Source organism: Shewanella sp. TB7-MNA-CIBAN-0143 (genome assembly GCF_040310065.1).
Taxonomy (GTDB): domain Bacteria; phylum Pseudomonadota; class Gammaproteobacteria; order Enterobacterales; family Shewanellaceae; genus Shewanella.
The window spans coordinates 235910-259375 of the sequence record NZ_JBEOPL010000002.1 but is presented as its reverse complement, the minus strand read 5'-3'; the positions used below and the strand labels follow the sequence as shown (position 1 = coordinate 259375).

Genomic DNA, 23466 nt, shown 5'->3' with positions numbered 1-23466 from the left:
TCAAGTGCTAACAAGGAGACAGTATGAAGCAACGACTTCGTACGGTAAAAAGCTTCAGCTTATTATCTTATTATGGAAAAACGATGCATTTTAAGCCGTTTATGAGTGTATTAGCACTTGGTGTATTGAGCCTTTTGTCGGCCAATGTGGTTGCTGCCAGCTTAGAGCAAGCAAAACAATTGCATGACCGCATAGCTGGGGTTCCAGCTTCCGAAACCACATTGCAAAATATGGCAGCATTACTTGATGACGGCAAACCCATCGAAGCGGCATACCTCGCAATGGAAACACCGGCATTTTATTCTACGACGTTGAAATTATTCGCCACACCGTGGACCAATATTGATCAAGACATTTTTGCGCCGTTAAATGACTATTCAGCCACTGTGATTGGTGCGGTTAGAGACGATGTTGATTTTAGAGATATTCTGCAAGCCGACATGGTATATGTGGGTAAGAATAGTTTAAATTTACCCGGCTACAATCGCAACAATAATGACCATTATCAGGCATTAGAAGACCAATTTATTGATTTAAAAGATGGTTTAGAGCGCACCACTCAATCGAGTGTGAATGGATTACCTGCTGATGCAACGGCAGGGGTATTAACTAGCCGCGCCGCTGCGAAAGAGTTTTTCTATTTAGGCACTAACCGCGCGATGTTTCGTTTTACCTTAATGAATCATTTGTGTACCGATTTAGAGCCATTAAAAGACAACACCCGCCCAACCGATCGTATTCGACAAGATGTGAGCCGCAGCCCTGGTGGAGACAGCCGTTTATTTATCAATAACTGCTCAAGTTGTCACAGTGGTATGGATCCACTGGCGCAAGCGTTTGCTTTTTATGAATATGAGTTTAACCGTGACCAAGACCCAACGGGTGAAGCTGGAGCAATAGCTTACAACACCAGCGGTCAAACCGACCCCGCCACCGGCACACGAGTGCAAGGTAAGTATCATATCAATTCAACCAGTTTTCCTTTTGGCTATGCCACACCAAACGATAGATGGAACAATTACTGGCGCGAAGGCCCTAATCAAAAATTGGGTTGGGATAACAGTTTGTCTGGTCAAGGTAGTGGGGCTAAATCCTTAGGCCAAGAGCTGGCAAACAGTAATGCCTTCGCCCAATGCCAAGTTAAAAAGGTGTTTAAAACTGTGTGTTTACGAGACGCAGAAAGCCAAGCTGATATTGCACAAATTAGTGCTACTACGGCTTCTTTTAAACAGAACTCTTACCAACTTAAGCGCGTTTTTGCTGAAGTTGGCAACTACTGTATGGGAGAATAACCGTGAAATATTTAATGGCTAAAGGCCTTGTTATTGCCTCATTAATCATCGGGCTTTCTGCTTGTGGTGGCGGGGATGTTGAAAAGAATCCGCCTGCGCAACAAACGCCACAATCTGACGTGTATACCGGCCCTGCAGCAGCAACGGCTGATATCCAAAAATACAAAGCATCGTTGTGGGATAACATCTCTACCCAAGACAAATGCGGTGCGTGCCATACAGAAGGTAATCAAGCGCCTTATTTTGCCAGTCGAAATAACGTTAACGATGCTTATGCTGCCACGAATCCATTGGTTGACTTAATCGACCCTAAAGCTTCACGTTTGGTCAGTAAAGTCGCTGGTGGACACAATTGTTGGCTCGCCAGTGATTCAGCTTGTGGTGAAACCATGACCCAATGGATCAAGTTATGGGCCGATGAGCGTGTTAGTACGGTCAATACTATTGAGCTGACTGCACCGGTTATTCGTGATCCAGGCTCAAGTAAAAACTTCCCTGATGACAGCAGTTTATTCAGTCAGCACGTTTATCCCATCGTGAATCAATATTGTGTGTCTTGCCATAATGAAGCAGCACAATCTCCCCAGTCGCCATTTTTTGCCAGCACCGATGTGAGCCAAGCTTATGAAGCCGCCAAAGGAGTGATTAACTTAGACGACCCAGCGCAATCAAGGCTTGTGGTGCGTTTAGGTTCGGAGTTTCATAACTGCTGGAGCAATTGTGTAGACGATAGCATTGAAATGCGCGATGCGATTATGGCGCTCAGTGATGGCATTGAACTTGATGAGATTTCACCAGACATGGTGGTGTCAAAGTCATTACGTTTAACCGATGGCATTACCGCCTCAAGTGGTGGCCGTTTTGAAACTGACGTAATTGCTTTATATCAATTTAAAACAGGTGAGGGCAGCATTGCTTATGACACCTCAGGCATATCTCCAGCCGCTAATTTGACCTTAACCGGTGATGTAGATTGGTTGGGCAGTTGGGGCTTGTCGTTTACTAACGGTAAAGCGCAGGCGAGTACCGCTAACAGCAAAAAACTGCATGATTTAATTACCGCAACAGGTGAGTTTTCTGTTGAGGCTTGGGTGACACCTAATAATGTCACTCAAGAAGGTCCAGCCAGAATAGTGACCTATTCTGCGGGAGACAGCGCACGTAATTTTACCTTAGGCCAAACTCAATATAACTATGACTTTATGCTGCGCACTCAAGCATCTAGTACCAATGGCGAGCCAGCATTAAGTACACCAGACGCGGATGAGGTATTACAAGCCACATTGCAGCATGTAGTGATGACTTACAATGCCACCACTGGCCGCAGTATTTACGTTAATGGTCAATTGATTGATGTGGTCGATGAAGACATTGCGCCACTTGCCAATTGGGACGACAGCTTCGCGCTTATTTTGGGTAGAGAAGCGTCAAACCAGCATGCATGGCAAGGCGATATTCGCTTATTAGCCATTTATAATCGGGTACTCGCACCTGAGCAAGTACAGCAAAATTATAATGTTGGAGTGGGTGAAAAGTTCTTTTTACTTTTCTCGATTAGTCATTTAATTGATCTTCCCAATACCTACGTCATGTTTGAAGTCAGTCAGTTTGATAACTACAGCTATTTGTTTAGTAATGCTGCTATTGTCAACATTGACGGTACGCCAGTAGCAGACAGCTTTGCGTTAAAAGGCTTACGTATCGGTATTAACGGTAAAGAAAGTGCTCAAGGCCAGTCATACGCGAATCTCGATTTATCAGTATCGGCAGGGCAAGCGATTGCAGAGCCGTTTTCTATCTCAGCATTGGGTACTATTATCGCCCTTGAAAAAGGCGCTAATCTGGATGAGTTTTTCTTAACTTTTGAACAATTAGGCGAACACACCAATGTAGTGTTACCTGGGGTATTTGTTACCCCTGCCGAGGTGCCAGCAACCACTCAATCGGCTCAAGTCGGTGTGCGTAACTTTGCTGAAATCAATCACAGTATGAGTATGCTCACGGGCGTTGACCAACAATCGACTAAAGTATTTAACACCTATCAGTTAGTTAAACGTCAATTACCGAGTCTTGAAAATATCGAAACCTTTATCTCTGCGCAGCAAATGGGCATCACCCAGCTTGCCATTGCCTATTGTGATACTGCGATTGAAGACAACACGATTCGCAGTAATTGGTTCCCAGATGTGGACTTTACTGCCGTACCTAGTGTGGCGTTAAATACCACTGAGCGCGCCAATTTATTGAATCCGTTAATTAACCAACTTATGCCGTTATCGTTAGCCAGTCAGCCAAGTCAAAGTTCGGTTTACAATGAACTTGATAGCTTAGTGAGCGGTCTGTCGGTTTGTAGTGGCACCTGTACTGCAGAGCGCACCCGTACTATCGCTAAGTCTAGTTGTGCTGCCGTATTGGCCAGTGCCGTGATGCTAGTGCAATAGGGGCGACAGTATGAAACGATATTTACAGCGATTGATAGCATCAACCGTACAGCAGTCAAGGCAAACGGTTGCTGGATTGACGTTTTCACGATTAACCCATGCAACTGATATAGCCGTAATACGGGCACAAAAGGGATTCAACAATGACTAGACCTAAGCACCTTCATCCAGACAGTCCATTGTTGTTTGCTGACCATAGTAAGCCGATGACTCGACGAGATTTTATTTCGACAGGCTTGTACAAAGGCGGCGCTGCAGTTGCCGGTTTATCGTTATTTAGCCTGTTTGCTAACCCTAACAATGCTCATGCGGCGCTATCACCCGATCTTGAAGCACTAAGAGACTCTTGCGGCATAAGCGTACAAGGGGCGGGCAAAATTCCGTTTATTAGTTTCGATTTAGCCGGTGGTGCCAATATAGCGGGTTCTAATGTGTTGGTTGGCGGCGCAGGTGGCCAGCAAGATTTCTTATCCACGGCCGGTTATAACAAGCTGGGTTTACCTGGTGATATGGCTCCGTCAATTGCGAACCCCAATGCGGGAATGTCTGATTTTATTAATACTGATTTAGGGCTGGCGTTTCACTCTGACTCGGCTTTTTTACGCGGGATTTTAGAGAAAGTATCGTCAGATACCGCATCACGCATCAACGGTGCTGTGATCCCAAATCGCTCAGATAATGACACGGGTAATAATCCACACAATCCTATGTATGCCATTGCGGCAGCAGGGGCGAACGGTTCGTTAATGCCGTTAGTGGGCTCACGTAACTCAGATTCCGGCGGCAATTCAATGGCGCCCACCAACTTTATCGATTTAAGCAAACGGCCCACTAAAATTGATCGCCCTTTAGACGTAACGGGTTTAGTGGATGTAGGTGATTTATTCAGTTTATTGTCGCAACGTGATGCTGTGGCCGTAATGGAAAGTATTCAACGTATTAGCGCGCAAAAAATGGCGGCAGTGAACACGCAAGTTACCCGCGGTGATGTGATTAAAGATTTGGTTAATTGTGGTTATGTTAAAAGTGCCGATCTTGCCGACCGTTTTGGCGATCCATCAACATTAAACCCATTGTTAGACCCTGATATTGTCGGTCCTGGTGGCATTTTTGGGATTAATGAATTTGATTCAGAGTCTGAGTTCCAAAAAACCGCGTCAATCATGAAGTTAGTGGTTAATGGCTTTTCTGGTGCGGGCACGGTCACCATGGGGGGGTTTGACTATCACACTGGCGAGCGCGCCACAGGTGAGTTAAGAGATTTACGAGCTGGTCGCTGCATGGGCGCGTGTTTAGAATATGCTTCACGTCGCAATATGCCGTTAATGTTATACGTGTTTAGCGATGGCTCAGTTGCTAGCAATGGCCGCATCGATGACTCAATGGAAGGGCGCGGTAAAGGCGAATGGACTGGCGATAATTCATCAACAGGTGCGTCTTTCTTTTTGGTTTACAATCCGTCTGGCAAACCACAATTAATGGGTGGCAGCGCCGACCAAATGGCCAGAAAACAACAAATTGGTTTTATGCGCAGCGATGCATCCGTTGATACCGCGTCAGCCCCGTCGGCCAATAACGTTAACTTGTTGGTAGAAACCGTATTGCTAAATTATATGGCTCTACATGGCGAACAAAGCCAATTTACCTCAGTTGCCCCAGGACAAGGATTAGGCAATGCAACCATGCTTGATTCGTTAACTGCGTTTCAACCAATAGTGTAGATCTTGTTGTTGCTAGCGTTGATAATTAGGTTTTCTTGTTGCTTACGAGAAAACCTAATTGCTTTAAAGGGGGGAATCTATTTGCAAACAACTGCCTAGACTAATAAATGATTACTCAGGGTAGTGCGAGTAATGTTTTATAGCAGACTCTGCAGTTGACCAACATGCTTTTTCAGATACAAAAATATTGGCTTCAAGCGCCATCGTTATGCTTGTATCTAATGAGCCTGCGGGCACAATCAATGACGTTTTGCTTTTATTAATAAATGGCACTGCTGCGCCGCAAGATTTGCAAAATGCTTTAGAGAATGATCTTTGAGGATGTTCGTAAGTCGAAATAAAATCGAGCCCTGTAATCCATTTTATATTTACAGTATCGGTAATTAAGTTTGACGCAAAAGTAGTCCCTGTTAGTTTTTGACATTGATGGCAATGGCATTGATAAAAGGCTTTAAAACTATCAACAACTTCGAATGTAACTTCACCACAAAAACAGCTGCCTATTAGTTTATCTTTCATCCGTTAACATCCTATTTTTGTATCAAAAAATTCATGATTCATAACAGTATATATTTTATAAATGCTGAAGCGTAAAGACTTTTTAAGCTCTCTAAGTCTCGCAGCTAATAATCCAATAACCAATAACCAATAACCAAGAACCAATAACCAATAACCAATAACCAAGAACCAATAAATTTAGTCTTGCTGTAATCCCGTCGATACATGTAACGTTTGTTGATTGTCTATTATGATCGCTTCGTACTCTGGTAACTCATTGATTAACGACATGCCTTTTTGTAACCCCATGACAAAGATGGCGGTGGATAGGGCATCCACATAAGTTGGATTTTTACCGATAATTGACACGCTGACAACATTGCGTGCTGAGTCGCCGGTTTTGGGATTAATAATGTGATGATAGCGCACGCCGTCTTCGATAAAGTAACGCTCGTAATCGCCAGAGGTTGAAATCGACTCGTCACTTAATGGTAATTGCACCGCGGTTTTGTCGTCTGCCCTAGGGTGTTTTATACCAACAAACCAAGGGCGTCCGATGCGATCGCCGAGTAATGTGGTGTCGCCGCCAGCGCTGATAAGAGCATGTTCTATGCCTGCGTCTTTTAATATCGAAATACAATTTTTAACCGCATGCCCTTTGGCTATGCCGCCTAAATCAATTTTGACATCAGCATTAGCAAAACGAACTGAAGAGGTGGACTTATCGAGTATTACTGCTTGGTAGTTTATTGCTTTTAATGCGGTGTTAATGGCTGCTTGGTCGGGCTTTTGATGCTTACGATAATCGTATTGGTAACCTACTGAGGCGTAGGTGATATCAAACATGCCATTGGTTAATTTGGCAATGTCTTGCGCGTCGGTGAGTAAATCAAACAGCTCAGCGTTTATGGTCACAGCTTTTGTGGCGGCATCACGATTAATGATACTGAGTTCGCTGGTGGCGATATAAGGACTCATGGTTTGATCAATGCGCTGCATTTCTTGCTCTACCGCGGCAATTAAGCCATCTGCCGTTGATGCTTCGGCATTGTCAGGTAGCCAAAACTCAACATGTGCCAGCGTTCCCATGACATCAAAACTCTTTTGGTGCCATTGAGCAAACGCAGCATTTGAACTGAGTACCGATAACAATAATATGATGACTAGGCTGACTGTGCGCATGAATGTATAAGCTTTCTATGTTGTGGTGATAGCGGTGATTGTTGATGAATTAGTGCCAATCATCAACAGTAAAAGCGAAAATAACTTTTTTGATGCAGAAAATGCTTATTTGCACTACTCGCTATATGAGTGATATTTGACAAAATTCTCGCGGCATCGGGTTTATTGAGGTAGTTTAGCCGTATTATCGTTTAACAGAGTGTTATGTGTTTTTTATGTCGGTCATGTCTTCAATAACTCAACTCACTAATCATTCAGCCACTCGACCAGCCACTCGATCAACTGGGCTTTCTCAGCCTTATGTTTATTTTGTGCCACTTAATGGGGCGTTATCACCTGCTGATTATGAAGTGGGTTTAGCCTTAGGTTGGTTAAGTGATGATGAACTGGCCAAGGTTGGTCGTTATAAAAGCGTGTCGGCGCGTCATAATGCGTTGCAAGTTCGTATTGCGCTTCGGGCTGTATTATCGCTGCACAGTGCATTAACGCCTCAACAATGGCGTTTTAGTTACGGCGCTAAAGGTAAGCCTGCACTGACACAAGATTTGTTGGCGCAAACTGGGCTGCATTTCAATTTAAGCCACAGTGGTCAATGGCTAATGATTGGAGTATTGATTGCACCCAATGCTGAAGAAAAAACTGAGCCAACGATTGATGGAGCGAGTAACGAGTGGGTATACAATCCTGAGCAAGATATTTGCTTTGGTGTCGATATTGAACGACAGCGTAGCAGTACCGACATAGTGCCCATTTTGAATCACTATTTTACTCAAACAGAAACCAACACCTTATTGCAATTGCCCGAGGCATTACAACGACAACGATTTTTTGATTTATGGGCTGTAAAAGAATCCTACATAAAAGCACGCGGACTGGGATTAGCGTTATCACTTAAGTCATTTAGTGTTGATTTTAGCCTGGCAGAGCAGTGCAATATCCCGTTGCAACGGGCTGATAATCACAGTCAGTCAATTGAGTTACTTAAACCGGTAAAACTGAATTTTACCGATAGCAAACAGCCTGTCGCAACCGATTTTAGTTGGCAAACGGTGATGGGAAGACTCGATAATGAATACCGTTTTTCGGTGACTTTGGGGTTGGCTAACTCAGCTGTTTCTAACGTGGTAATTGAGCCTTACTCCATTTACAACACCTTATCGTGTGCCCAATTAAGCTTTGATTATTTGTTGGGTTGATGGAACCGTTGATGACTTAGCCGAAGCAATGCTTCGGCTAAGACTAAAGCCAAGATCAAGACCAAGAAGATGGTACGATCTGGTAATTATTTTAACGGTACAATTTCAAATTTGTCATTGAATTGTACTAAGGTCGAGGCAATTTTCCCAAAGGCTTGTTTGTCGCCAGTCATACTGGCATCACCTTGTTCAATTAATTGCGTTAACGTGGTTTGACCTAATAAAATACTGACAACATCCGCTTTGGCAATGGTTAACGTTGCATCAGCTTTTTGAAGTTTATTAACAACAATATTGTTCAAATTACCATGACTAAGCTCTACAAATATGGTGCTTTCAACTTCCGTCTTATCGGCTTTAGTCACCACATTTAAACTAATATCGCCCAGTTTATCTGCGGCAATGCTATCTATTTTTACGGCTAAAAAGTCAAATAAAGTCGGCATATCCATTTCGCTCAATACATCTGCAGAGGCTGATTTAGGTGTGCCTGGCTGAATTCCTATTCTTAACTCTTGAGTACCGGTTAAATAGATGTTTCTCCAACCAGCCCCTTCAGCTTGATAACCTAGTTGCTCGTAGGTGTCGGCTAGTAGATCTCGAGCACTTTGGTTACTTGGATCTGCCATAACCACTTTGTTAAGCGCTGTAGCTACAAAACGGTATTCACCTTGGCTAAAGTCTGCTTTGGCCTTTGCGACAACGTTGTTGGCGCCGCCCATGTACTCGACAAATTTTGTCGCTTCTTGTTGCGTTGGCAATGGGTTTAAGTTAGCGGGGTTCATGTCAAAGTAGCCTAAATACATGTTATAAACAGCTTTAGCATTATGACTGTAAGTGCCATGATAACCATTGGTGTACCATTGATCTTTTACCTGCTGTGGAATGGTGTCCATGATGGCGTCACCAATATCTTGTAATACTACGCCTTGATTAGCTAATCGCAGTGATTGGTTATGAACTAAACCATAATTGTCGCGTTGCATTTTAAGGTATTGATTTACTTCATTGTTACCCCATACTGGTGCTGAATGCGATGCGAATAGCACTTCAACATCTTGACCAAATGAATTGATCATCTGGTTAATGTCTTTTGACCATTTTAATGCATCGCGTACTTTTGCGCCGCGTAAAGTATAGATATTGTGCATACCATCGTAGGTTAATTCCCCGCTCCATAAGGCTTTCATTGAAGGAATATAAGTGACCATTTCGCTGGCTGCTTCTGTTCCTGAGGCATCCATAAACACCATTTCAAGTCCATCGACAGTTAAGGTTTCCCATTTATCTTTTTGATTAAGTTCGTAGTCGGGTTTTACGTAGGTAATTTCACCTTTGGATAAACCTTTAGCAAGCGCAGCGTCAACAATACCATGATCATGTTTGCCCAAAGTTGCTCCATATTGGTAGCTGGCTCGACGGCTCATAGCGTTGCCTGCGAGTACGTTTTCGGCAACCACTTCGGTTGTAATATTGTTTGACCCGTACACTTTTACATCAGGATATAGCTCTTGAATCCCCCGGGCTCCGCCAAAGTGGTCAGCATGGCTATGTGAATAAATCATTGCAACAATCGGTAATGTATTCCCTTCAGGAAGGTGTTCAAAAGCAAATTTGATAGATTGCTGCGCCGCTTCTTTGGTTAATAACACATCATAAACAATCCAACCGGTTTTACCGCGAATTAAGGTCATATTTGACAAGTCAGTACCACGAATTTGATATATGCCATCGGTGACTTTATATAATCCGTTCGAGACCATATTAAGCTGTGCTTGGCGGTATAGCGACGGGTTAACTGAGTCAGGATATTTATCACTGATAAAGCTAAATTCTGCACGCAGAATATCTGCGGTGGCTTGATCAAACTCGGCAATTCTATTTTGGTTGAAACGGGTGAACGCATTTTTGTCATTAAAGTTAAGCGTTTTGGCTACCTCGGTATTGTGGGCTGCCGTTGCTGGAGTCGCTTCTTTTCCCTGGTAATCGACACTTAAGTGGTCATGTTCATGCTGAGCGGCTAAAGCATTGAGTGACAGGGTCGAAATCATTGATAGTGCGATGATAGATTTTTTCATGGTAAGTCCTCATATAGTTAAAGATAAATGTTTTAACGTTGATGAAACTATCTTAGTGGTTAAATACCAAAAAATAACTATAGTGAAATGGTGATAAAACATTTTTTATATGAATGTATTTGGCCTAAAAAGGAATGAGTATGAGCGATGCGTTTGCCAATAAATTGCCAGCATTGGATTTAAATTTACTGCGAGTTTTTTGTACTGTATGCCAGCAATCATCAATCACCCGCGCAGCAGAACAGTTAGGGTTGACGCAGTCGTCTGTGAGCAATGCGATTAGCCGTCTTAAAAACACACTGGGTTGTGAATTATTTATTCGTGTTGGTCGTGGTATTGAACCTACAGCAACAGGGTTACATATATTTAATACTGTTCAGCCAATGCTAGATACCATTGAACAAACTTTGATGGGAGTTAAAGCGTTCGATCCCAGTACCTCTAGAAGAGTTTTTACCATTTATGCCAATGAAGCTGTTATCGATTTATTACAACCGCAATTAGATAGAGCATTAGCTAATTTGTCTGTCAGGGTGGTGCTACGTAATTCACCAGTATTAGAGGCGGAACAGTTTCAAGACTTACAAATGCAAAAAGTAGATTTGGTAGTGGATATTATGCCGCCAAAACTAAAAATGTTTAGTTTTAAAAAGGTCGCCCAAGAGCGGATTATTTGTGTGGTACGTCAACATCATCCAGTGATAAAAAACCATGTCAGCAGCGATGATTTTTTTGCCGCCGAGCACGTTATGTATCGTCTACATCGCGATAATATGCGTGTTGCAGATATCATTTCTAATGATCCATTACCGCAGCGCACTTTATACAGTGAGCAGTCGTCTATTTTGAGTATGTTGTCGTTAATCAGTAAGTCGAATGCCATAGGCATAGCGCCATATACTTTTACCCAAAGCTATGCGCAATTGTTTAAACTAACCTTGCTTGAATTACCTTTTAAGACTCGGCCAATAAATTTATACAGCATTTGGCCGACAAAACATGCATTAGATAAGTCATGTATTTGGTTAAGGGAAATAATTGAAAAACTGATGCATGATGCATATGGCTCTTCATAATGCAGACAGCATTAATCAAAAAGCCAATCTTAGAGAGATTGGCTTTTTGTTAATATCGCTATATGTGATGGCGATTATTGTCTCGCGAGTCGATTTGATTCAGGTGGGTTTTCAAAGTCGCTGCGGTACGGGTTGATGTCTAAGCCACCACGACGCGTATAACGTGCGTAAACGGTTAACTTAGTGCACTGGCAGTATTTTTTTAAGTCGACAAAAATACGCTCAACGCACTGTTCGTGAAACTCGTTATGCTGGCGGAATGAGATTAAATAGCGCAGCAGTTTTTCACGATCAATTTTAGGGCCTTGATAACGGATCATCACGCTGCCCCAGTCAGGTTGCGAGGTGATTAAACAATTAGACTTCAATAAATTTGAATTCAGTGTTTCAGCCACGTTTTTGTCAGGATCTGTACCACCGATTAAATGATCGGGATTAAATGCGTATTCGTCGACTTCAATATCCAAGTCATCAATACAAGTACCCGGTAAATCAATAATACGTTCAAGATTAAAATGCTTTGGTTCGATGACTTTGACGGTCAGGTCACCTTGGGCACAAGCGATTAAATCGAGGCTTAACGTTTCTTGTAAGGCTTCGACACTGTCAAACTTAGTTTGGTTAAAACTATTTAAGTACAGTTTAAAAGATTTAGATTCAATCAAATTGACACTGTTGATATCTAACTGAACTTCCAAAATGGCAACAACAGGCTTGCCTTTAGCATTAAGCCAAGACAATTCATATCCGGTCCAAATATCGGTACCGTGAAAAGGGAGTTGACCACTTAATTCAATAGCATCTCGGTTAAGTTTACGTGGAACCCCTTGCAGCAGTGACGCGTCATACTCAGCTTGATAAGCAGTTGCTTGGCCTAATGTTAGGCCTTTTAATGCTGCTGCATCACTATAAGGGTCGTGATTGTGTGTCATCTAATCGGTTTCCGTGTCAAAATATGGTTTTATTATAAACTACGAGTGGCTTAAGTGTCTTGTTCATCTGCATTAGATTGCTTTATAAAAAACTATCTTAAATCTTATCAAGATACGCTATCTGAATTTCCGCGCTATTATCCTTTGGGCGAAGACTCAATATGTATTCAAGGCACCTTTAATGCGGACACTGATGATACTGTGTTCTGGCAGCCCATTAAACGTGACAATGTCGCTGACTTTAGTAACGTGGAGCATGCATTAAATATTCAATTACACCAAGATATTCATGCATTTTATGGCCAGTATTTTTCCGCGCCATTACCGTTTACTGCATCATTTGGCGACGGTGAATTACTCCAAGCATGGAATCAAGATGACTTCGAAAATTTGCAACAAAATGTAATTGGTCATTTGATCATGAAGAAAAAGCTCAAACAACCAGCAACTTGGTTTATCGGTGTGCTAGGTGATGACGACGAAATGCTAACGGTAAACAATGATGATGGCAGCGTGTGGATTGAAATTCCAGGTGAAAAACAGCGCACTAAATTAGCCGAATCATTAACGGCGTTTTTAGAGCAAATATCGCCGATGATCAAACCGCCATCAAAACCCGTCGAGGAATTACCTCATACGGTAGATCATCCAGGTATTTGGCAACGCATTAAAACCATGTGGGATTATTTGTTACGCAAAAAGTAACCGCATCAAGCATTGAAGTGCCATTTTATGGTGCTTTAATGCGTTCATTGCATGCAAACACGAGCATGCAAACACGAGCATTCAAACACGAGCATTCAAACACGAGCATTCAAACACGAGCATTCAAACACTCATCTTCCTTTATGCTTCGCTTAGGTTATTTTCTCCACACTTTAGTGTCTGAGTTATTTTGTCTATGCACGCTTGTTTATCAACAATCCACAATCCGTAGCTTATGGGCAATACTTCAACGCCAGCCCGTTTAAATAATTTGTAGGTTGTTAGCTCAAAAAAGTTAGCCCAAGGCCCAGGAAAACCAATAAGATCAACAGCAAGGTATTTGTCTGCATAACGACACAATAGGTCTATTTCGGTACCGGCAATGGTATACCCAGGCCAAGTATCAATATTGTACTGTGTTAACGCCTCAATAAGCTCTTGCTGAAATGTGTCTATCTCTGAGGTCACGCAGTGTTTGGCATTAAAGGTTGTTATAGAAGTAACATATTGGCGTAACAGGTTGTGTTCTGGTAATAACGAGTCGTCCATAGACAAATATATCAACTGCTTTTGACGTGCCCTGGTAATGGTGACGTTAAACACATCCGCTTTATTTAAATAAGCAGCCGCACGTTTACTGTCGTTATCAATCGCAAACGAAATCAGCATGATATCCCGCTCTTCGCCTTGAAACCCAAACGGCGTGGCTGCACGTATGCTGTGTTTAATGACATCTGTTTGAGGGATCTTCTGCTCAATCAATGTGGCGATATATTCAGCCTGTGCGCTAAAAGGCGAGATAATCCCAATACTATGAGTGATGCCTGTTTGGACATCTTGTGTTATTTGATGTTGGATCTCTGCTAATAGACTTAGGGCTTCTTGCTGGTTAATGCCCGATGTATCACGAGTACCGGCGACACGATGAAGGTGCAAATGGCCTGCACTGGTGCAGGGTCGGTGTTGCATGATTTTTAATTTAGATTGATAAAAAGACTGGTTACTAAAATGAATCAGCTCAGGCTTACTTCTAAAGTGTTCATCTAAAAAGGCCAATTCTTGCCCGCTAGCTAATGTTTTTAACGCTAAATCTAAGATGGAGTTATCTCGATAACTGATGGCTCCTGGGCTGTTTTCGGGCACATTATTTTTGGCAAGCAATTGAGTTTGTTTGCTTCTGGCTAAAAAGGAATAATGTTTTAATTGCTTTGTGTCGCCAACAATCAATACACGTTTTGCACGGTATAGCGCAGGTAAGCAACTGCTAATGTTACATTGTGTTGCCTCGTCAATAATCACTAAATCAAACATTTCACGATTAAGTGGCAATACCCTGTGTAGGCTGTTTAAGCTTGCTAGCCAGATGGGAAATGCGGCAAATAATGTGGCGTATTCTATTTTTTCAAATAGCGCGAGTTGTTTACTGGACGTTCTACTGCGAATCGCTTGGTTAAAAGCCTGTAGCGATTTACGGTGCTGATTAACTAATGTGTTTAAGTTATTCTTTTTTAGTGCATTAAGATATTCAGCTGCCAGTGTTTCCCGCGTAACAGTGTGTTTATTAATGGTGTTTAACGCATCCCATTGATGATGCCATTGGTTTATTGACCCTTGGGTAAAAAACAAATAAACCCGTTTTAGCCATGTTGATTGTTGTGCTTGAAGTTTATGTAGGTGCAAACCACGGCGAATAGACCTGCGACTGAACGCCAGGAAACGTTTTTCAAGTTTTATCAGTAATCGTTGCAGCTTATTCAGTTCGTCTTCACATGCTTGCGGGTTTTGGCTTAAGTCATCGCTAAAGTATCCTGCGAGTAAGTCCGCGGTATAGTCTTTTAATTGTTTTAAAAATGCTTTTTGTCCTGCGCGAATAGACACGTCGCCTAAGTTAAAATTACTCGCCAATTTAGCTGCAATCACATCAAGGGCTACGTCATTATTGGCCACAATAAGCACCGACTCACCGCGCGCCATATGTTCGGCAGCAACAGCAGATATGGTGTAGCTCTTTCCCGTTCCTGGCGGACCAGATACGCAGCCTAAATCGGCATTGGCAGCGATATGAATAACTTTCTTTTGTGGCGTAGATAATAACCCCGGTAAAAAGTCATATTTAAGTGTTGGGGCTCTGAGTCTTACAGCACGTTTTTCAAACGTTTGGTTAAACAGTTTACAAATAGGAGCTGATTGCTCGTTAGCGCTAATGATACTTTCTAATTCGTGAAGTACACCGCGACTGCTCGATGACCTCTCGACAAAAAGTAGCATCGAAATAGGTAATAAGCGGGGAGTGTCTTGGGTTAATGCTTTTTTAATGTCTTGGTGCCCAGCAAGCCTGGGATATTGCAATAACTCTAGTGAGTTTATGTCAATTTGATTACTGCTAAAATATGAGGTCCAAAAAGATGGTGAATGTATATCTTCATTGATGAGATCTTCTGAAAGCTCATTATCTTCTGGTAGCAATTGTTGCAGCAGGGCTTCATTGATTTCAGTGTCTTCTGTTTGGGCTGAAAAATAGAAATTATTGTTTTGTTGTTCAATGGTGGCTTCATTAAACAGCAGCGGTGAGACAACCGTTTTGAGCTCACCTTTTATAGTGACTTTACCGACAAATAGAAATCGTGCGTACAGCAGTATTCTTTCTCTTTGGTACATTGCCACTCGCTTAAGCATTGGCTCAGCAAATTCTTGCGGGATAGGCAAACGAGGTAAAAAACCTGTCCCTAGCTCATCTTGCCCTTCAAGAATGAGACGATCTTCTTGTTTAAACTTGTTCACATTCCAAAGATTGATGGAGGCGCTATCTTCCTTATAACAATCTTTGTAGTAGGAAATAATCTGCTGATAACTCAATGGCACAATTCCATTTATTGATGATCCCAAGACAAATTAGACACAATACGGCAAGGCTCGCAGCGAAAATGAAACATGTCTAAAAGTGGCTCATCTAGCTTCCAATCTTTAGATCCACAGCGTGGGCAGGGGCGAGCTAGCTCTGCTTGCAATGATTCGCCGCCCACACGGTATAAGTAATAATAGGTGGGGATATTAGTTAAATATTCTATCCGGCCACGTAAATCCCAACCGCGTCTAAATAAGTCACTATCCGCTCGAGTGATCTCATCCAAAGCTGCAAACTCTGCTTTAGTGGCTGCGGCCATTTGCAGTTCATCGCATGCTTGCCACTCTGTTTGCCATTTTATGATGCGTTTGTGATCGCCATTAAAAGTAGCAGGCAGCTGATAAAGAGGTATTGGTAACAGGTTATCGCCATTACGCAGTGGCGAACACATGTGCACATAACTGGTATACAGCAGTTGCCATGAAGGCGTATCGGTATTGCTGGCTTCGGAGTTAATGTCTTGGCCGATGAATTTCTCTCTAGGGGCCAATAGCTTAGCTGCAGTTAGGCCTGCTAAGGCCACTTTTACCCATGGGCTACTGTGGCGGTTAGCTAAGCTGGTTTTTTCAGGTAACAGCAAACGAACTCTAAATTCACCGTCATTAAAGGCGACCGCAAATTCACGTCCTAAAATTTGTCCATTAGCTCGTAAGGCTTCAAGAAAAGCGTTAATGGCTTTCTCTACCGTATCAATTGTCGTATCGGCAAAACATTCAAAGCGTAGTTCGGTGACAAACATCTACTGCTCAGCCTTATTATTGATTATGTAGCTTTGAGTCATATTATTTTGTAATTGGTTTTCTAACTCAGTAACTCGTTGGGTTAGCTGACTAATGTGTTGTTGTAGGGTCATAACCTGTTGGATCACTTGAGTAAGATCGGGTTGATCATGTGATGAGACATCGGCTATTGATGGAATGTCTGCTAATTCCGGTAAATGTTGCCACTCAGATTTAGGCAGCGCCTTAAATTGTTGTAAACCTTGGATAAGGGTAGGCATCGGAATGCTATTGCCTAAACGACTTTTTATCAGGGCCAAGCTGGGCGTATGCCCATTGTTAGCAATTGATTTTGCTGCGGCAAGTACTTGTTCAATTGGACTCATTGTTGGTTTAATTCCATATAGTGAGATTAACTAATTCTTGTTGAGTTAAAACATAAAGCTATATAAATCAGTATATTATTTTATGGCACGATTTTGGCTTAAAGGATCTGTAAATACAATGCGGATTTTATTTTAACAAAAAGGATGCAACATGAAATTAAAACTTATCGCAGCGGCATTAATTGGCGCTACATCACTAGCATTAAGTGGTTGTGTTATTAGTGTCGGAGACCATGAATCGGGTAAAAGTGCTGATTATTGGCAAGTGCAACAAGATAAAAATCGTGATCTGTTGAGCAAATTGTCTATGGGAATGAGCAGTGATCAAGTCACAACCTTAATGGGAACGGCTGATTTTAGTGAAGCTTATACCAAGTCGGCTCAAAATAATGCAGAGCAATCCATCAAAGTGTTGTTTTATCGTACCCAATGGGCAGAAGGCGATGGTAAAACAACCAAAGATGAATGCACGCCAATTGTGTTCAAAGATGACGTTTTAGTGGGCTGGGGTGATACCGCCTACAGACAGCACTAATTGCCGAGTGAGGTTATCCGACATTAAGTGTTAATTACAATTTAGCTCGCATCATCACGTCCAATTGGTCAATCACTTCTGACCATTGGGCGTCTTGTAATAATGCCTCTTTTAAAAATGCTTTTTGACCTGAATTCCAGCAATCGGCATCAGTAATTAATGTGTGTTTATCCAGTTTGTTTTGGATAACAAAGTCGTCGATTCCCTCTTGATCGTGAGGCAAACCTAATTGCTTAAATAAGTGACTTAAATCATTTGATGTAGTGTCCATTTGGCGCATTCCTTATGATGGTTAGATAAACAATTTTAGTATCCGTCTTGATGAGATAAATTGCAAACAACTGACACTCACAATCGCTAACAGGTAAAATGGGTAAACAAAACTTGTACAATGTTTCAAACTTGTTAAGTTAAGTTTAGCGAGTTAACCAACAAGGAATAATAATGGACAATAACACCTTGGAAACTTTACGTGCAGTATATTTGACGGCAGAAGACTTACGAGTCGCAGCTTCTATTCTTTATAACGCTTATCATGATGATCCCTATTTTATCGAGGTACTTGGGCAAGATGACAATCAACAATACGAACAGAAACTTCGCGCGGCGATTCGTGAAGAGTTAAATGAACTGTGGCAACAAGAACAACCTTTAATTGGCTTATTTGACGGTGACCGTTTAATTGGAGTTGCCTGTGTGATTACGCAACAAGTACCTTTGGGTGAGGGGCGTTATTGGCATTGGCGTTTTAAAATGATGTTGGGTACAGGATGGAAATCAACTCAAGGGTTAATGCAAAAAGAGACCTGCATTTTAGAACATCTTCCTTCGCAAAAATGCGGGGTTTTGCAATTTATTGCCTTATCCCCCAATGAGCAGCAAAAAGGTTATGGTGCCAAGTTAATTCAAGCGGTATTGAGTTGGTGTGATGAGCAACCTGGGCTTGATGGCATTGGGGTATTTGTGAGTAACTCTTCGCACCATCAAGCATTCGTGAAACAAGAATTTGTCAGCATTGCCACTGTGAGTATTGGCAATATTGAAGGTGAAATATTGTTTTACAGTAAGGCATAGTGTCTAAAATGAAATAATCTAATACTAACAGAGCATACCATTAGCGAGTTGTTAATAAGGAGTGAGTAATGGAACCTAAGCGTTATTCTTCATTTGCAGAGTTTTACCCATTTTATCTGTCGCAACATCAAGATCCCGTTTGTCGAAGACTGCATTACATTGGCAGTAGCATTATTGTTGTGATTATTATTAACACTCTGATTAACCAACATTGGTGGCAGCTATTGTGGTTGCCGGTAGTCGGTTATGGTTTTGCATGGTTAGGGCATTTTATATTTGAAAAAAATCGCCCCGCAACATTCACTTATCCGCTATACAGTTTATGGGCAGATTGGGTCATGTTTGCTCAAATGATAAAGCGTTTATGGCGCAAATAACCCTGGAAGTATTAACTTGCTCACGCTTTTGTAAGCAATATCCTACAAGTGTGTAAGGGATCTTATCTAAAGTTGTCAGTGTTTAACGTTATAAATTATTATTAATCTTTTAAAATCAGGCAATTACATTTTTATAACGATTTACTGACATGTGAGATGTGTATTTAAATGGAGTAGAGTGACTTTTCTCGGCGTTTATTTTGGCTAGAATGTAGTTATCGAAAGCGGGTCATCAGTTGGTTTTCTTAGGATGAGAAATAAGACTAATGATGCTTAAGAATATTAGGGATGATACCAGGACACGCTCACGGATTTGAGCATAAGCTCGGCAAATGGATAGCCGAATCAAGGATGGGTGAAGACAGTAAATAGTCGACACAAGGAAAAAAAGGATAGGGCTGCAGGATGCAGCTGGGATAATTCAACGGATTGAATAGATTTACCGCTCAGCCAACGGATAGGCTGTTCAACGGAATGAAACTCATGCGTTTGTTTGTGTTACACAAATAGACAAGGAAATGAGAACAGGGAAAAGGACTGCAGGAAGCATGTTTACATGGATGGTGCAGGGAGCAAATTTCAGCCGGATTGCTGACAAAAGTGTTAACGGGCACAACCTTATAACTTAAGGTTGTGCCTTTTTGCTTTCTGGCGGAAATTATCCAGCCTTAGAATAATGTATTGGTTACGATGATGTATGCTTCGTTACCCTTAAAGCACAGTGCTTAAAGTTATGCAGATGCCAATTTATGATCATTTTTCTGTTTAGTTAGCATTAATGGCGAATATATATAGACCGTTTAAATCTTTGCAAACCTAGCCTTTATTATCTACATTTCATAATCAATCCAAAAGTATACAAAAATAAATCCCCCTATATTATTGTTTGTAAAGTAATAATTGTTAAATCTAATGATGTTTTTTCGGATATTCTTTTAGATGTTCTTATATTGCTAAGGATGTAACTACTCTATGAACAGTGAAATTGATATTAATCGGTTAATTGTTCGGTAAATAGTGAGTAAATTGTGTGACAATAGCCTCATTTTTGTCAGTCTTAACACTGCTCTGATGTATGCTTTGTATTTCGTTCTGCATGTTGTTGCTTAATGGTTTATTCATCTGTGCGAGTCGCTTGAAGAGGGATTTATTTGATGTGGTTACAACGAGAGATGACACTTAACTCTAAAAGACGAGGATTTCATTTAATTACTGATGAAGTGATAGCACGGCTGCCAGAGCTAGGAGGTATCAATGTTGGCTTATTGCATGTGTTTATTCAGCATACTTCAGCATCGCTGGCGATAAACGAAAATGCTGATCCTACTGTTCGTGGCGATTTGGAACGGCATTTTAATGTACTCGCACCAGAAGGTGCGCCATACTTCCAGCATACTTATGAAGGTGTCGATGATATGCCTGCGCATATCAAGTCGACCCTGATTGGTTCTAGTCAGTCTATTCCGATTACCCATGGGCGTTTGAACTTGGGTATTTGGCAAGGTTTATATTTATGTGAACATCGCGACCATGCTTCGGCGCGTACTATTATTATCACCTTGCAGGGTGAATGATTTAAAAAGGTTAAATTGCAATGCTAAGGTAACAAAATTGCCTATTTTACATTCATTTCTCACGTTAATAATTGACTTTGCTTGTGTCAGTAAATGTAAAGATGCTAAATTCAAGCAGATAAATGAGATATGTAAAATATGCAATGTTACCGGTGTTTTTTTACGATAAGATTTTACATATAAATGTTTTATATATAAAAACGGCCCTAAAATTCAAAAATGAATTACGCATAATAATAGGTGGGTTTACGTGATATCTGTATATTTGGTTGACGACCATGAACTCGTGAGAACGGGTATTCGTCGCATTTTGGAAGATGAACGCGGTATTAAAGTCATCGGTGAAGCACCTGATGGAGAAACAGCCGTACAGTGGTCTCGACAAAATGAAGCGGATGTCATTTTAATGGACATGAATATGCCTGGTATGGGGGGATTAGAAGCCACCCGTAAGATTTTACGCTATCAGCCAGACGCTAAAATTATTGTGTTAACCGTACAAACAGAAGACCCTTTTCCGACCAAAGTGATGCAGGCTGGTGCTTCTGGTTACTTAACCAAAGGTTCCACATCGCCAGAAGTATTGCGTGCCATTACTCAAGTGGCTCGTGGTCAACGTTATTTGTCGCCAGAAATTGCGCAACAGATGGCGCTAAGCCAATTCAACCACTCTGACGAGAATCCATTTAGCAGTTTGTCTGAGCGAGAATTGCAAATTATGATGATGATAACCAATGGTGAAAAGGTTAATGATATTTCTGAAAAATTAAATTTAAGCCCTAAAACTGTCAATAGCTATCGTTATCGACTATTTGCCAAACTGGGGATCGGCGGTGACGTTGAGTTGACCCGTTTAGCTATCCGTTACAAAATGCTCGATACAGGTTCATTCTAGTCAGGAATAATGTATTCCTCGCAACGCATTAAGTAGCTTTAATCATGCCAAGTGGTTTTAACGCCAAATCTTTTTTAAAACATGTCACCTCAGCGCCTGGTGTTTATCGAATGTACGATAAACACCAACAGGTTATTTATGTTGGTAAAGCCAAAGATCTCAAAAAACGCTTAAGCTCGTATTTTAGAGTCAATATCGCCAATGTTAAAACTCAGGCGCTGGTTTCGCATATCGATCATATTGATGTGACCGTTACGCACAGCGAAACTGATGCGTTATTGCTCGAAAACGATTACATCAAACAGTACATGCCCAAATACAACGTGCTGTTGCGTGATGATAAATCTTATCCGTATATTCTTTTGAGCGGCCATAAGCACCCTCGACTTGCTTATCATCGTGGTCCAAAACGTGAAAAAGGTCATTATTTTGGCCCATACCCTAATGGTGGTGCAGTCCGTGAGAGTTTGCATTTAATGCAAAAGCTGTTTCCAATCCGTCAATGCGATGACTTATATTATAAATCCAGATCTCGGCCTTGTTTACAGTATCAATTAGATCGTTGTAGTGCGCCTTGTGTGGGGATTGTCAGTGATGAGGAATACAGCGAACAGGTCAAATTAGCCGGTTTATTTTTACGCGGAAAAGACAAACAAGTCATATCGCAGCTGGTGGCCAAAATGGAGACTGCTGCAATTGATATGGAATATGAGCGTGCGGCACAGTATCGTGACCAAATTACCGCATTAAGGCGCGTGGCAGAACAGCAGGAAGTGTCAAATCATAAAGGCGATATGGATGTCATCGGCGTCGATTACGCCTCAGGTATTGCCTGTTTTCATCTATTGTTTATTCGCGATGGTAAAATTTTTGGTAGTCGCAGCTATTATCCTTCAGTACCCGCAGAAACTGAAATTGAAGAAGTGTTGTCATCATTCTTGGGCCAGTTTTACCTTAATGCCGATATTCAGCGCACTATTCCAAAAGAAGTCATTCTCAGCCATCACTTTGACGGTATAAAAGAATTAGAAGCGTCGATAGAACACGCATTAGATAAAAAGTTTGAGTTAAAAACGCAAGTAAGAGGCGACAGAGCTAATTTTCTACGTCTTGCCATGACTAACGCCAGTAATGCCGTCGCGACCAGACTGTCACATAAGAATACTGTTGAACAACGTTTTCAATTACTTGAAGAAGCACTTGAACTTAATGAACCGATTAAGCGGATGGAATGTTTTGATATCAGTCACACTATGGGCGAAAGCACTGTGGCATCGTGTGTGGTGTTTAATCGAGAAGGGCCGCATAAAGCCGATTATCGCCGTTACAATATTACCGGTATTACCGGTGGTGATGATTATGCCGCGATGGAACAGGCAATAAGCCGTCGATTTGATAAAATCGACAACAATGGCAAAGTGCCTGATTTAGTCTTCATTGATGGTGGTATTGGCCAGTTAAGAGTGGCGCAAACGATTGTCGATGAAAAGTGTGTCAATATTGATAATCCACCATTACTCATTTGCGTGACTAAAGGTGAGGGTCGCAAAGCAGGCCTTGAAACCTTTATTGTTGGTGGCAGTGAACAAGCTTTCGATATTGCCAGTGATTCGCCTGCATTTCACTTAATGTTGCACATTCGCGATGAGTCACATCGCTTTGCGATTACCGGACACCGTAATAAACGTCAGAAAACTCGCAATACTTCTACCTTAGAATCCATCGCAGGTGTGGGCCCTAAAAGACGTAAAGCTTTGTTGCAACATTTAGGCGGAATTCAAGAAGTGAAGGGCGCTAGCGTGGCTGAATTGACAAAAGTACCCGGAATTAGCTTAGAAATGGCACAAACAATTCATGATGCATTGCGAGGGGGCTAAAAT

20 protein-coding genes are annotated in these 23466 nt (G+C 41.7%); 12 read left to right on the top strand and 8 right to left on the bottom strand.

Annotated elements, in window-relative coordinates; translation table 11 throughout:
* The first annotated feature begins 23 nt into the window (after positions 1-23).
* The 3 genes from AAEY97_RS02545 to AAEY97_RS02535 all read left to right on the top strand — a co-directional run bounded on the left by AAEY97_RS02545 (position 24) and on the right by AAEY97_RS02535 (position 5454).
* Entirely contained in the window at positions 24-1292 is a 1269-nt protein-coding gene (locus AAEY97_RS02545) for a hypothetical protein (protein WP_350996312.1), read from the top strand.
* Between the two features lie 2 nt (positions 1293-1294).
* A complete protein-coding gene (locus AAEY97_RS02540; protein WP_350996309.1) occupies positions 1295-3733 on the top strand; it encodes a LamG domain-containing protein in 2439 nt (812 codons plus the stop codon).
* Between the two features lie 143 nt (positions 3734-3876).
* Positions 3877-5454, top strand: a complete 1578-nt coding sequence (locus AAEY97_RS02535; RefSeq protein ID WP_350996306.1) for a hypothetical protein — start codon at positions 3877-3879, stop codon at positions 5452-5454.
* Positions 5455-5565: 111 nt separating this feature from the next.
* Here the strand turns inward: AAEY97_RS02535 and AAEY97_RS02530 are convergent, their stop codons facing one another.
* Together AAEY97_RS02530 and AAEY97_RS02525 are read right to left on the bottom strand one after the other, a co-directional pair.
* Positions 5566-5973, bottom strand: a complete 408-nt coding sequence (locus tag AAEY97_RS02530) for a GFA family protein (protein ID WP_350996303.1) — start codon at positions 5971-5973, stop codon at positions 5566-5568.
* Between the two features lie 177 nt (positions 5974-6150).
* Complete coding sequence (locus tag AAEY97_RS02525; RefSeq protein WP_350996300.1) at positions 6151-7134, bottom strand: FAD:protein FMN transferase; 984 nt, start codon at positions 7132-7134, stop codon at positions 6151-6153.
* 224 nt (positions 7135-7358) lie between these two features.
* Between AAEY97_RS02525 and AAEY97_RS02520 the strand changes: the two genes are divergently transcribed.
* Complete coding sequence (locus AAEY97_RS02520) at positions 7359-8330, top strand: 4'-phosphopantetheinyl transferase family protein (protein WP_350996297.1); 972 nt, start codon at positions 7359-7361, stop codon at positions 8328-8330.
* 86 nt (positions 8331-8416) lie between these two features.
* Here AAEY97_RS02520 and AAEY97_RS02515 read toward each other — a convergent pair whose 3' ends face one another.
* Entirely contained in the window at positions 8417-10408 is a 1992-nt protein-coding gene (locus AAEY97_RS02515) for an alkyl/aryl-sulfatase (RefSeq protein ID WP_101087764.1), read from the bottom strand.
* 140 nt (positions 10409-10548) lie between these two features.
* On the opposite strand from AAEY97_RS02515, the gene AAEY97_RS02510 reads away from it, so the two are divergent.
* Positions 10549-11484 carry a LysR family transcriptional regulator gene (locus AAEY97_RS02510; RefSeq protein WP_182743716.1) on the top strand — a complete coding sequence of 312 codons (936 nt, stop codon included), beginning with the start codon at positions 10549-10551 and terminating at the stop codon, positions 11482-11484.
* Positions 11485-11558: 74 nt separating this feature from the next.
* Here the strand turns inward: AAEY97_RS02510 and queF are convergent, their stop codons facing one another.
* Entirely contained in the window at positions 11559-12416 is an 858-nt protein-coding gene (gene queF, locus AAEY97_RS02505) for an NADPH-dependent 7-cyano-7-deazaguanine reductase QueF (protein ID WP_350996293.1), read from the bottom strand.
* A 54-nt stretch (positions 12417-12470) separates the two neighbouring features.
* Between queF and syd the strand changes: the two genes are divergently transcribed.
* On the top strand, positions 12471-13121 hold the full coding sequence (syd, locus tag AAEY97_RS02500) for a SecY-interacting protein (protein ID WP_101087767.1): 651 nt from the start codon (positions 12471-12473) through the stop codon (positions 13119-13121).
* A gap of 141 nt (positions 13122-13262) precedes the next feature.
* Here the strand turns inward: syd and AAEY97_RS02495 are convergent, their stop codons facing one another.
* Genes AAEY97_RS02495 through AAEY97_RS02485 form a run of 3 tightly spaced genes read right to left on the bottom strand, consistent with a single transcriptional unit; the run spans position 13263 to position 17131 of the window.
* Entirely contained in the window at positions 13263-15983 is a 2721-nt protein-coding gene (locus AAEY97_RS02495) for a DEAD/DEAH box helicase (RefSeq protein WP_350996290.1), read from the bottom strand.
* A gap of 8 nt (positions 15984-15991) precedes the next feature.
* A complete protein-coding gene (locus AAEY97_RS02490) occupies positions 15992-16765 on the bottom strand; it encodes a Zn-ribbon-containing protein (RefSeq protein WP_101087769.1) in 774 nt (257 codons plus the stop codon).
* A complete protein-coding gene (locus tag AAEY97_RS02485; RefSeq protein WP_350976482.1) occupies positions 16766-17131 on the bottom strand; it encodes a hypothetical protein in 366 nt (121 codons plus the stop codon).
* A 151-nt stretch (positions 17132-17282) separates the two neighbouring features.
* On the opposite strand from AAEY97_RS02485, the gene AAEY97_RS02480 reads away from it, so the two are divergent.
* On the top strand, positions 17283-17666 hold the full coding sequence (locus AAEY97_RS02480; protein WP_101087771.1) for a DUF3192 domain-containing protein: 384 nt from the start codon (positions 17283-17285) through the stop codon (positions 17664-17666).
* A gap of 34 nt (positions 17667-17700) precedes the next feature.
* Here the strand turns inward: AAEY97_RS02480 and AAEY97_RS02475 are convergent, their stop codons facing one another.
* Positions 17701-17937, bottom strand: coding sequence for a DUF2789 domain-containing protein (locus tag AAEY97_RS02475; RefSeq protein ID WP_101087772.1), 237 nt, complete (start codon positions 17935-17937; stop codon positions 17701-17703).
* A gap of 173 nt (positions 17938-18110) precedes the next feature.
* Between AAEY97_RS02475 and AAEY97_RS02470 the strand changes: the two genes are divergently transcribed.
* The 5 genes from AAEY97_RS02470 to uvrC all read left to right on the top strand — a co-directional run bounded on the left by AAEY97_RS02470 (position 18111) and on the right by uvrC (position 23463).
* On the top strand, positions 18111-18740 hold the full coding sequence (locus tag AAEY97_RS02470) for a GNAT family N-acetyltransferase (protein ID WP_101087773.1): 630 nt from the start codon (positions 18111-18113) through the stop codon (positions 18738-18740).
* A 68-nt stretch (positions 18741-18808) separates the two neighbouring features.
* Positions 18809-19117: an Mpo1-like protein gene (locus AAEY97_RS02465; protein WP_350996287.1), complete on the top strand. Its 309-nt coding sequence runs from the start codon at positions 18809-18811 to the stop codon at positions 19115-19117.
* A 1154-nt stretch (positions 19118-20271) separates the two neighbouring features.
* Positions 20272-20691 carry a secondary thiamine-phosphate synthase enzyme YjbQ gene (locus AAEY97_RS02460; RefSeq protein ID WP_350996284.1) on the top strand — a complete coding sequence of 140 codons (420 nt, stop codon included), beginning with the start codon at positions 20272-20274 and terminating at the stop codon, positions 20689-20691.
* A 250-nt stretch (positions 20692-20941) separates the two neighbouring features.
* Positions 20942-21586, top strand: a complete 645-nt coding sequence (uvrY, locus tag AAEY97_RS02455) for a UvrY/SirA/GacA family response regulator transcription factor (RefSeq protein ID WP_011638098.1) — start codon at positions 20942-20944, stop codon at positions 21584-21586.
* A gap of 44 nt (positions 21587-21630) precedes the next feature.
* Positions 21631-23463: an excinuclease ABC subunit UvrC gene (gene uvrC, locus AAEY97_RS02450; RefSeq protein WP_350996281.1), complete on the top strand. Its 1833-nt coding sequence runs from the start codon at positions 21631-21633 to the stop codon at positions 23461-23463.
* Positions 23464-23466 lie beyond the last annotated feature (3 nt).